Annotated in this window: 7 protein-coding genes; 3 read left to right on the forward strand and 4 right to left on the reverse strand. The window is 65.7% G+C overall.

Annotation, left to right across the window (positions count from 1 at the left end):
- Position 1: 1 nt before the first annotated feature.
- The 4 genes from RPR59_RS07750 to RPR59_RS07765 all read right to left on the reverse strand — a co-directional run bounded on the left by RPR59_RS07750 (position 2) and on the right by RPR59_RS07765 (position 5,701).
- Positions 2-817, reverse strand: coding sequence for an IclR family transcriptional regulator (locus RPR59_RS07750; RefSeq protein ID WP_313912755.1), 816 nt, complete (start codon positions 815-817; stop codon positions 2-4).
- A 55-nt stretch (positions 818-872) separates the two neighbouring features.
- Positions 873-2,192 (reverse strand): L-fucose:H+ symporter permease, encoded by a 1,320-nt coding sequence (fucP, locus tag RPR59_RS07755; RefSeq protein WP_313912758.1) that lies wholly within the window; start codon positions 2,190-2,192, stop codon positions 873-875.
- Positions 2,193-2,287: 95 nt separating this feature from the next.
- Complete coding sequence (locus tag RPR59_RS07760; protein ID WP_313912759.1) at positions 2,288-3,298, reverse strand: zinc-binding alcohol dehydrogenase family protein; 1,011 nt, start codon at positions 3,296-3,298, stop codon at positions 2,288-2,290.
- A gap of 96 nt (positions 3,299-3,394) precedes the next feature.
- Positions 3,395-5,701, reverse strand: a complete 2,307-nt coding sequence (locus RPR59_RS07765; RefSeq protein ID WP_313912761.1) for a glycoside hydrolase family 95 protein — start codon at positions 5,699-5,701, stop codon at positions 3,395-3,397.
- Positions 5,702-5,883: 182 nt separating this feature from the next.
- Between RPR59_RS07765 and RPR59_RS07770 the strand changes: the two genes are divergently transcribed.
- The 3 genes from RPR59_RS07770 (at position 5,884) to RPR59_RS07780 (ending at position 11,548) form a co-directional block, all read left to right on the forward strand.
- Positions 5,884-6,639: a FadR/GntR family transcriptional regulator gene (locus RPR59_RS07770; protein ID WP_313912764.1), complete on the forward strand. Its 756-nt coding sequence runs from the start codon at positions 5,884-5,886 to the stop codon at positions 6,637-6,639.
- Positions 6,640-6,785: 146 nt separating this feature from the next.
- Entirely contained in the window at positions 6,786-7,994 is a 1,209-nt protein-coding gene (gene manD / locus RPR59_RS07775; protein ID WP_489753836.1) for a D-mannonate dehydratase ManD, read from the forward strand.
- Positions 7,982-11,548, forward strand: coding sequence for a malectin domain-containing carbohydrate-binding protein (locus RPR59_RS07780; RefSeq protein WP_313912768.1), 3,567 nt, complete (start codon positions 7,982-7,984; stop codon positions 11,546-11,548). The genes manD and RPR59_RS07780 overlap by 13 nt, the downstream gene beginning before the upstream one ends.
- Positions 11,549-11,626: the final 78 nt, after the last annotated feature.

Here is an 11,626-nt window from a genome sequence, read left to right on the forward strand (position 1 = left end):
TTCAGTGCGCGGCGACGTCCTCGCCGTGCCAGCCCAGCCCCGCGGAGATGCGCGCAGCGGCATCGGCCGCGAACGCCTGGACATCGTCGATCGCGACCGGATGCGACCCGTCGATGCGTTCGAGAAAGGGAATGGTCAGCGCCGCGGCGATGTGACCGTCGAAGCCGAAGATGGGGTGGCTGATGTCGATCACGCCATAGGTCATCGGGCTCTGACGGCGCTCATGGCCCTGTCGGCGGATGCGCCTGAGCGCGGCGGACAGCCGTGTCGTGCTGCGCGGCTTGCCGTCGCGACCGCGCGGTACGATCGCGGCGATGCGGTCGGCATCGGTAAAGGCCAGCAGCACGTTGCCCGAACAGCTTTCGAACAGATCGACGCGCGCGCCGAGGCGGACGCCGAAGCTGGTCGGGCCGGGATTTTCCTCACGCGCGACGACCAGGCCACAGCCTTCGCTGATGACGACGAGATGGCATGACTGCGCCGCCGAGCGGGCGAGGTCGTACATCACCGGCGCGGCGATATGCGTCAGGTTCTGCACCGGTGTCGCGCGATAGGCAATGTCGAGGATCTTGTATGCAACCGAATAGCGGTCGGTCCCGGAATCCTTGCGCAGATATCCGCGCCGTTCCATCACCACGATCAGGCGGAACAGCTCGTTGATCGACCGATCGAGCCGTGCCGCGATCTCTGAAATCGTCAGCCCTTCGGGAAAGCCCGCGAGCAATTCGAAGACATCGAAGCCCTTTTCGAGCGCGGGCGCCGAATATTGGCCCTTGCGGGCGCCGCCGCCGTTTGTTTCCATGGCTCCCCGTTTCATTGTCTGCTCCTTCGGGAACGCTATCGCCGTGCGCCGCCGCTGCCAATCGTCCATGTCAGCCGATCGGCAACGCGCGCCGGGCGATGCGGCGAACGCGTGCGGCATAGACCGCGACGACCGCGAAACAGCCCGCCGGCATCAGCATCGCCGGCTGGATATGACCGGTCCATTGCGACACCAGCCCCATGATCGGCGGAAACACCGCGCCGCCGATGATCGCCATGATGATCAGCGGCGCGCCCAGCATCGCGCGACCGCCAAGGTCCTTGACCCCCAGCGAGAAGATCGTCGGGAACATGATCGACATAAAGAAGCTGGTCAGCATCAGCGCGCCGATGGCGGTCCAACCTCCCGCCAGCGCGGCGATCACGGCAAGACCGATATTGATGCAGGCGAAGACGAGCAGCAGTCGTGTCGCGTCGATTCGTTGCATCAGCGCGGTGCCGATGAAGCGCCCGGCCATGAACAGCATCAGGCTGATCGACAGCAGGAACGCGGCGGTCCGTTCGGGCGTGGCCGGGCTCAGTTCCTTGGTGAAATCGACGAAGAAACTCCACACGCCGACCTGCGCGCCGACATAGAAGAATTGTGCGATCACCGCGCCGGCCAGCGCGGGTTCGCGCAGCACCGGCAACAGCCCCGAAGGCCGCGCGCTGTCGGCGCGTTGCTGCTCAATACGGGGCAGGCGGACAAAGGCGATGGCGAGCGCGATGCACCCGATGACGAGGGCGAGGACGAGATAGGGGGTCTGCACCATCTGCGCCTCGCTCGCGCGGTAGGCGGCGAGCCGGGCGGGCGACATGGCGGCGAGATCGGCGGCGCTGTGTTCGACGCCCGAAAAGATGAACAGGCCGCCGATGATCGGCGCGACGAAGCCGCCGAACCCGTTGAAGGCCTGTGCGAAATTGAGCCGCTGCGAAGCGCGTTCGGGATCGCCGAACGCGACGATATAGGGATTGGCCGCGGTTTCGAGAAACGCCGCGCCGCTGGCGATCACGAACAGCGCGGCGAGGAACACGCCATATTCGCGGATCTCGGCTGCGGGATAGAAGAGCAGCGCGCCCGTCGCATACAGGCCGAGACCGCACAATATGCCCGCGCGGTAGCCGAAGCGGCGCATCAACATGCCGGCCGGCAGCGCCATGGTGAAATAGCCGAGATAAAAGACGAACTGGATGAACCCGGCCTCGGCGCGGTTGAGGGCGAGCGCCTTTTGAAATTGGCGGATCAGGATATCGTTGAAATTGTTGGCGATCGCCCAGAGGAAGAACAGGCTGGTGACGAGCGCGAACCCGGCGAGATAGCCCTGGCGGACGAAGCGACCGCGCGGGGCTCGGTCATTCCCGGTCTCTGGGAATATCGTGACACTGCCCATCCAAGCTCTCCTCGCCAGCCATTTTTGTTGGCGGCCCCGCTCTTACGGTGGCCAGGACGCCCAGGCGACATTGCCGCCGGGCGTATTATCACAAGTCACAGTATCGCAATCGCCTTCAGCACCGATCCCTGATCGGCGATAAGTTCGGGAAAGCGGCTTGGCGCCTCCGCCATCGGAAACGCATGCGTCTTGATCGTATCGGTCGGGATATCGCCGCGCGTGATCGCCGCGATGACGGTGCGGAAATCCTCGGCAGTGGCATTGCGGCTGCCGATCAGGCGCATCTCGCGCTTGTGGAATTCCGGGTCGGCGAAGCTGATGTCCTGCTTCACCACGCTGACGAGCACATAAGAGCCGCCATGCGCGACGAATGCGAAGCCTTTCTCCATCGCGCGGGCATTGCCGGTGGCGTCGAAGACAAGGTCGTAGAATTCGCCATCGGTGCGCTCGGCAAGCGTGGCTTCGATCGTGTCGTCGACCAGTACGCCGTCGGGAATCCCGATAGCATCGCGGGCGTAATCGAGGCGCTGGCGGCTGGTGTCGGCGATCGTGACGCCGGCGCCGGCAGCTTTGGCGAACAGGGCGACGGCGACGCCGATCGGTCCCGCGCCGACGACGAGCGCGTGGTCGCCGGCCGTTGTTTCCCCGCGGCGCACGGCATGTGCGCCGACCGACAGGAATTCGACCATCGCCGCCTGGTCGAGGCTGAGCGTGCCGGCGGGGATGACGGCGGCCTGCGGCACGGCGAGATATTCGCACATCCCGCCATCGACATGGACGCCGAGCACCCGGATCGACGTGCAGCAATTGGGTTTGTCCTTGCGGCAGGCGATACATTCACCGCAGGGCAGATAAGGATTGAGCGTCACCACCGCGCCGGGGACAAGGCCGCTGGCCATATCGGCCTCAACCACCTCGCCGGCGAGTTCGTGCCCCATCACGCGCGGATAGCTGAGAAAGGGTTGGTTGCCGGCGAAGATGTGATAATCGGTGCCGCACAACCCGATACGACGGATGCGCAACAGCACCTCGCCCGGCGCGCGTTCGGGAAGGGGCCGATCGCGCACGTCAAGCGCGAAGGGACGTTCGCAAACCACCGCCTTCATGCCACCCGCTCCTCATTGTCGTTTCCGTATATGAAATCAACTTTTGCACAGGCAGGTGCGCGTTGCAACAATTTATCTGATGACCCCCGTGGGCCGTCAGGCGAAGTCGCTGGATCGCAGCGTCACCGTCCGGCCCCTCCGCAGCGCGCGCGAGAGCGACCCGTGCGGCGTGTGGATGACGCGCCTCCCGTCGCGCTCGGGATGGAGCGTCGCTTCTGTCACGCGCCCGTCGCGCCATGTCAGATCGAGACGGCATGCGCCGCGCACGCGGATGCCGCGCAGCGACCCCGCCGGCCATCCCGGCGGCAGCGCGGGCAGCAGGTCGATACGGTCGTCGCGGCTTTGCACCAGCATTTCGAGGATGCCCGCAGCACCGCCGAAATTGCCGTCGATCTGAAAAGGTGGATGGGCATCGAACATGTTCGTATAGGTCCGGCCCGGCGACAGCAGGTGGATCAGGATACGGTGCGCATGCGCGCCGTCGCGCAGCCGCGCCCACAGGTTCAGCCGCCATCCCAGCCCCCAGCCGGTGGCGTCGTCGCCGCGCATCTCGAGCGAAGTCCGCGCCGCCCTGGTCAAGGCGGGCGTGTCGTCGGGGTTGATCTGATGACTGGGATAAAGGCCGTAGAGATGGGAGACATGGCGGTGGTGCGGATCGGTCGCATCCATGTCCCAGTCGAACTGCCATTCCTGCAACTGGCCCTTCGCGCCGATCCGGTCGGGCGCGAGCCTGTCGCGCATGGCCGCCACATCGCGGCGCAGATCGCCGTCGCGGCCAAGCCGCTTCGCCGCCGCGCCGGTACGATCGAACAGATCGCGCAGGATTTGCATGTCCATCGTCGGGCCGGCGCATAGCGTGCTGCCATGGCCATGGTCGTTCTCGGGCGAAAACGAAGGGTTGGTGACCATATGGCCGGTGCGCGGATCGCGCACCAGCGTATCGAGGAAGAAGCGCGCCGCGCCCGCCAGCAACGGATAGATGCGCTTCAGATAGGCGTCGTCACGGACATAGTCCCAATGGTCCCAGAGCTGGGTGGCGAGCCAGGCGCCGCCGGTCGGCCAAAGGCCGGTACGGGCATGGTCGATCGGCCCCGAGGCGCGCCACAGATCGGTATTGTGGTGCGCCACCCAGCCACGCGCGCCGTACATCTCCTTCGCCGTACGCGCGCCCGATACCGCGAGCTGTTCGACCATGGCGGTCAGCGGCTCGATACATTCGGAAAGGTCGGCGCTGTCGACCGGCCAGTAATTCATCTCGGTATTGATGTTGATCGTGTATTTGGATTGCCAGGGCGGCTGGTTGCTGTCGTTCCAGATGCCTTGCAGGTTCGCCGGCTGCGTACCGGGCCGCGAGCTTGAAATCATCAGATATCGCGCGAATTGGAAATAAAGCGCGGCAAGCGACGGGTCGTCGCTGTCGGCGGCGTGTTCGAGGCGCTGATCGGTCGGCTGGTCGGCGCGTTCGCCCCGGCCGAGATCGAGCGAGACGCGGCGGAACAGTCGCTGATGCTCGGCGACATGCGCGTCGCGCAGCGCGGCGTAGCTCAGCCCGTCGACCGCCGCGAGACGCCCGATGGTGATCGCGTTCGGATCGCCCGAAACGTCGCTCGGCGAGCGATGACTTGTCGCCGCGGTGAGCAGGAACAATACCGACCGGGCGTCGCGCACACGCAATATGGGGCCGTCGGCGCTGACCATGCCACCGCTCGCGCGGACCTTGCCCATCGCTGTGAATCGCAGCTTGCCGGCAATGCCGCGATCCTCGTTGTTGACGCCGTGCATCGTCAGGGTCGCGTCGCTTGCGCTGACTTCCACCCGCTGCCCCGATGCGAGCGAAAAGTCGGCGGACACGGTCCCGCCTTCGGCGCGGATCGATACCGCGATCAGGTGGTGAACGGGAGAGGCGAAGACTTCGCGCACATAGGCCCTGCCCCCGGTGGTGAAGCGGGTGCGTGCAATGGCGGTGTCGAGATCGAGTTCGCGACGATAATCGGCGGCCGAAGTTTCATTGACCTGCGGCAGATCGATGAAACAGTCGCCGAGCGCCTGATACGCCATCTCGCGCATCGGCACCGCCTGGACATGCGCGTCGGCATAGGCCTCGGCCTCGGCATATTTGCCGGCGAAGATCAGCTCTCGCACCTTGGGCAGCGCGGCACGCGCCTTTGGATTGACGTTCGAATAGGGGCCGCCCGACCACAGCGTATCCTCGTTGAGCTGCAACCGTTCGCGCTTGATCCCGCCGAATACCATCGCGCCCAGCGATCCGTTGCCGATCGGCAGCGCCTCGGTCCATTCGCCGGCCGGATGCTGGTACCACAACAGTGAATGGCGCACCGCGTCCGCCGCCGTCCTATGCTGTTGCGATGCGCGCGACATCGGCGCCGAAAGCAGGGGTGCCATGACGCCTGCCCGCAATATCGTCCTTCGTCCCAGATCCACCCGCGCTCTCCCGAAAGCTGCTTTTATATCTGACAACATCATGCCGATTTGACAGGATGAAGCAAGCCGCGTGATCTGTTGTTCGCCAATGACAGCGACGTCGGCTTGCGCTAGCGTGCCGCGCTGTCATTTCAGGAGATTGCATGACCGCGCCCGCCGCCCCGAAACTCTATCGTGCGATCATCGACACGCTGCAGGACGAGATCGCCACCGGCAAGTACAAGCCCGGTGATCGCCTGCCGCCCGAACGCGAACTGGTCGAGCGGTTCGAGGTCAGCCGCCTGACCTTGCGCGAAGCGATGATCGGGATGGAGATCATGGGTCTGGTCGAGGCGCGTCGGGGGTCGGGTGTTTATGTCACGGAGCGGTCGGCGGACATACTGTCGCCGTCCGACCTCGATATAGGCGCGTTCGAACTGACCGAGGCGCGGCGGCTGGTCGAGGGCGAATCCGCTGCGCTCGCCGCGGTCACCGCCAATGCCGGGGATATCGCGGCGCTGCGCGAGGTCCTCGACCGCATGGTCGCGGAGAACGAACGGGAGTTGGAGGACGAGGTCGCCGATCGTGATTTCCATCTGCGCATCGCCGAAGCCACGCGCAACGACGCGATGGTGCTGGTCGTGCAGACGCTGTGGGACGTGCGGCATCGCTCGCCCTTGAGCATGAAAATGCTCGAACGTTCACGCCGTGCGGGAGTCAAGCCGCGCATCGACGATCACCGCGCGATCCTCGATGCGATCGCCGCAGGAGACGCGCACGGCGCGCGCAAGGCGATGCGCGACCATCTCGGCCGCGTGATCGACCATCTGCTGACCGCGACCGAAATCGACCGTATCGAACGGGTCCGCGCCGAGGCTGCCGAATTGCGCAACCGGGTGAGCCGCTTCGCCACCACCTGAGCAAAAGGGACTTGTCACCCGGCGATGGGCGTGCAATTTATCAGATAACATTCCGGCGCTGATTCCGGTGTTGCGACGACTTCTGACAGGGGCAGGTGGTGGTGATGAACGCTGATGAGGTGGGTAGCGGCAAGGACCTGGGCGTGATCCGCATTCGTGACGCGCGCGTGATCGTGACCTGTCCGGGACGCAATTTCGTCACGCTCAAGATCGAGACCGATCAGGGAATCCACGGCATCGGCGATGCGACGCTCAACGGGCGCGAGCTTGCCGTCGCGTCCTATCTGAGCGACCATGTCGTTCCGAACCTGATCGGGCGTGACGCACACCGGATCGAGGATATCTGGCAGTTCCTCTATCGCGGCGCCTATTGGCGGCGCGGGCCGGTGACGATGACGGCGATCGCGGCGGTCGATACGGCCTTGTGGGACATCAAGGCGAAGGCGGCGGGACTGCCGCTCTATCAACTGCTGGGCGGACGGTCGCGCGAAGGCGTGCTCGTCTATGGCCATGCCAACGGCGCCGATATCGAACAGACCGTCGACCAGGTCGGCGTGTACAAGGATATGGGCTATCGCGCGATCCGGGCGCAGAGCGGCATTCCCGGCGTGAAGGGCGCGTACGGCGTGGGCAAGGGCGACCTTTATTACGAACCCGCCGACGGCACGCTGCCGACCGAGACCCTGTGGTCGACGAGCGCCTATCTCGATCACGCCCCCAAGCTGTTCGACAAGCTGCGCGCGACCTATGGTTTCGAGATCGAGTTGCTCCACGACGTCCATCACCGGCTGACCCCGATCGAGGCGGGGCGGCTGGGCAAGGCGCTCGAACCGTACCGCCTGTTCTGGATGGAGGATGCGACGCCGGCGGAGAACCAGGAGGCGTTCCGCCTGATCCGGCAGCACACGGTGACGCCGCTCGCGGTGGGCGAGATCTTCAATACCGTCTGGGACTGCCGCGAGCTGATCCAGAACCAGTTGATCGACTATATTCGCACGACCGTCGTCCATGCCGGCGGCATCACCCATCTGCGCCGGATCGCCGATCTCGCCGCGCTGTACCAGGTCCGCACCGGCAGCCACGGCGCGACCGACCTGTCACCGGTGTGCATGGGCGCGGCGCTGCATTTCGACACCTGGGTGCCCAATTTCGGCATTCAGGAATATATGCGCCACACGCCCGAGACCGACGCGGTCTTCCCGCACGATTACCGGTTCGAGAGCGGCTATCTCTATGCCGGTGAGACGCCGGGGCACGGCGTCGATATCGACGAGACGCTCGCGGCGAAATATCCTTATGAACCCAAGCAATTGCCGATTGCGCGACTGGGCGACGGCACCTTGTGGAACTGGTGAGCCCGTTGCGCCGCATCGTCGCGGTCGCGATCGCGCTGGCGACGCTCGCGCTGTCGATCACGGCGCAGGCGCGCAGCGACCACACCGTCGCGGGCGATTGGCAATCGGCGCTTTTCGAAACGGGACCCGAGGGCAAGGCTTCGCCCAAAGCCGACGCGCCGTTTCAGCAGCCCGGTTTCGACGACAGCGGCTGGACGCGGGTCAACGTGCCGCACAACTGGCAGGGCTATGCCTATGATCGACAGGTGCGCAACGGCTCGCGCCATGGCAGCGCCTGGTATCGCAAGCATCTGACGATCGCCGCGCCGGGCAGGAATGAGCGCATCTTCCTGATGTTCGAGGGCGTCGGCGCCTATGCCACCGTGTGGCTCAACGGCAAGCCGGTGGGGCGGCACGGCGGCGGGCTGGTCAGTTTTCGCCTCGACGTGACCGAGGCGGTGCGAGGCGGTGACAATCTGCTCGCGGTGCGGGTCGATATGCCCAAGGGGATCACCGATCTGCCCTGGGCGCCCGGCGACGATCAGCCCGAATCGGGCTTTTCCGAAGGGTCGCAGCCGTTCGGCATCTTTCGCCCGGTGCATGTCGTGCGGACGGCGGCGCTGCATATCCGTCCGTTCGGCATCTATGCCTGGGGCGATAGCGGCGCGATCGACGCCGGACGGGCAAGGCTGACCGCGCGCACCGAAGTCGAAAACGGCTCGAACCGCGTGCGCGACTTCACCATCGTCACGCGCATGATCGCGCCCGACGGGTCGGTCGCGGCGGAAGCGCGTGCGGATCATCGCTTGGCGGCGGGTGCGCATGGCAGCTTCGATGCGCCGCTGCCCACGATCCGCGACCCGGAACTCTGGTCGCCGAAGCGCCCGACGCTCTATACGCTACGTGCGGCGATCGTCGCCGATGGCAAAACCATCGACATGCTCGATACCCCCTATGGCATTCGCACCGTCGAGATTCGTCGGGACGAGAAGGGGCATCGCCGGCTGTTCGTCAATGACAAGCAGTTCGCCCTGCGCGGCACCGCCGAATATGAGCATCTGCTCGGCAATTCCTTCGCCTTTTCGCCCGAACAGGTCGCGGCGCGCGTCGCGCAGGTCGAGGCGGCGGGGTTCAACGCCTTTCGCGATGCGCATTATCCGCACAATTTCCGCTATGGCGAAGCGATCGCGCGCGACGGGCTGATGTGGTGGCCGCAGTTCAGCGCGCATAACTGGTTCGACAATCCCGCCTATCGCGCCAATTTCAAGGCGCTGCTCGCGCAATGGGTACGCGAGCGGCGTAACAATCCGGCTGTGTTTCTGTGGGGGCTGCAGAATGAGAGCCAGCTTCCCAAGGCCTTTGCCGAGCAAGCGATGGCGATCATCCGCGAACTCGACCCCACCGCCTCGAAGCAGCGGCTGGTCGTCACCTGCAATGGTGGCGAGGGCGCCGACTGGAACGTGCCGCAGAACTGGTCGGGCACCTATGGCGGCGATCCCGACCGTTATGCCGAGGAACTGAGCGAGCAAGGCCTTGTCGCCGAATATGGCGCGTGGCGCTCGCTCGGCCTGCACCGCGAGCCGGCCGAGGACGGTGACCTCTGGACCGAAGGCCGGATGGCGGCGCTCGAGCAGAAGAAGGCGCGGCTCGCCGACAGCGTCGCCGATCGCACGGTCGGTCAGTTCCAGTGGCTGCTGACCACGCATGAAAATCCCGGCCGGCCGATGCGCGCCGACGGCACGCAGATCTTCGACGGCATCCGCCCGCTCGATCACATTGGCCCGGCCAACAACAAGGGGTTGATGACGCTGTGGGGCGAGCCGCTGGACGTCTATTACATGTTCCGCGCGCGACAGGTGCCGGCGAGTGTCGCGCCAATGGTCTATATCGTCTCGCACACCTGGCCCGACCGGTGGACCGGGCCGGGCATGAAGTCGGGCATCGAGGTTTATTCGAACTGCGACACGGTCGAGCTGTTCAACGATGCCGGCGGCAGGATCTCGCTGGGGCGCAAACGGCGTGATGCAGAGCAGCGCTTCGTCTGGAACGACGTTCCCGTGCGCTACGATATCCTGTCTGCGCACTGCTATGTCGGTGGCAAGCTCGCGGCGCGCGACGTGGTCACGCTCAACAACCTGCCGCCCGCGCCCGACGCCGGCCATTTGATTAAAGACCGCACCGCGATCACCGCGGCCGAGCCGGGGCAGCATTATCTCTACCGCGTCAATGTCGGCGGCAAGGCGTTCACCGACGCCGATGGTCATCGCTGGGCCGGCGACCGGCATTTCGTTCAGGGTGGAAAGTGGGGCTGGACGAGCTGGGCCGATGCCTGGCCCGATATCGCACCCGCTTTGGGTAGCCGCCGCTTGACGCACGACCCGATCGAGGGCGCGCGCGAGCAGGCGCTGTTCCAGTCGTTCCGCTATGGCCGCGACCAGTTGCGCTATCGCTTCGCGGTGCCCGACGGGCGCTATCGGGTGGCGCTTTACTTCGTCGAGCCCTGGTATGGTCGCGCCGGAATCGATGCGCGCGGCTGGCGCGTGTTCGACGTCGCCGTGAACGGCAGGACGGTGCTGCGCGACCTCGACCTGTTCGCCGAGAGCGGCTTCGGCCATGCGGTGCGCAAGGTGGTCGAGGCCGATGTCGCGGGCGGCTGGCTGACGCTCTCCTTTCCGCGCGTTGCGTCGGGCCAGGCGATCCTGTCGGGCGTCGCGATATCGCGCGCCGACACTGGCGAGCCTCGTGCGCCGGAGCCGGGCACCGACCTGATCGCCGATGCTACGACTGGTGTTGCGACGCGCTATCTCGACAATGGCGATGCGATGTTCGCGCGCGGTAACGCCCGATGGACGCAATTGCCCTATCAACTGCTCGACCAGGATTTCGTGCAACCGCGCGGTCGCGACGCCCGCGGCTCCGGAGAATTGCGGCTGCGCGTCAAGAGCGACCTCTATCTCGCGCTGCCCGAACGCGCGGCGGCGCCCGAGGGGTGGACCGACAGCGATTTCCATGCGCTCGCCGCGACGGTGGCGGGCGCGCGGACCATCCGGTCGCGATACCGCTTCGTCACCCGGCGCGCGGACAAGGGCGACCGCGTGGCGGTTCCGGCCAATGCGCCGGTCATCGCCGTGCGCGCGCTGCCATCGCCTTATGCGCCGGGCAATTTCTCGTTCAGCAAGGACGAGGGGCTGCACCAGGCAGAGGCCGACGACGCGCGTCGCAGCAATGCCGACACCGCATCGGTCGAGCAGGGCTATGGCGGGCAGGGTTATGCCGCGATGCACGCCGGCCCTGCCGCGATAACCTGGCCGGTGAAGAGTGGTATCGCCGGCAAGCTGGGTGTTCGCCTGCGCTATATGCTGGTGGAGGGCGCCGCGCCGCGTGACGCGGTGCTGACCGTGCGCGACAGCAGCGACATCGTCGTCGCCACGGTGAAGCTGCAACTCCATGGCGGCGAGGGCTGGCGGGAGGTCGAGGCCGCCACGAACTCGGCGATCAACGCCGGCAGCTATAGCGTCCGCCTCGCCGTCGAGGACGGCCGCGGGTTGTTGGTCGATTCGATCACGATCGACTGAGCCCGGCGCACGAACAGCGCGCCCCGATTTCCCATAATTTATCAGACTGAATTCGCACTTCCATTAGGAAAGTTGCTT

The sequence above is a fragment of the Stakelama saccharophila genome (genome assembly GCF_032229225.1).
Taxonomy (GTDB): domain Bacteria; phylum Pseudomonadota; class Alphaproteobacteria; order Sphingomonadales; family Sphingomonadaceae; genus Sphingomonas; species Sphingomonas saccharophila.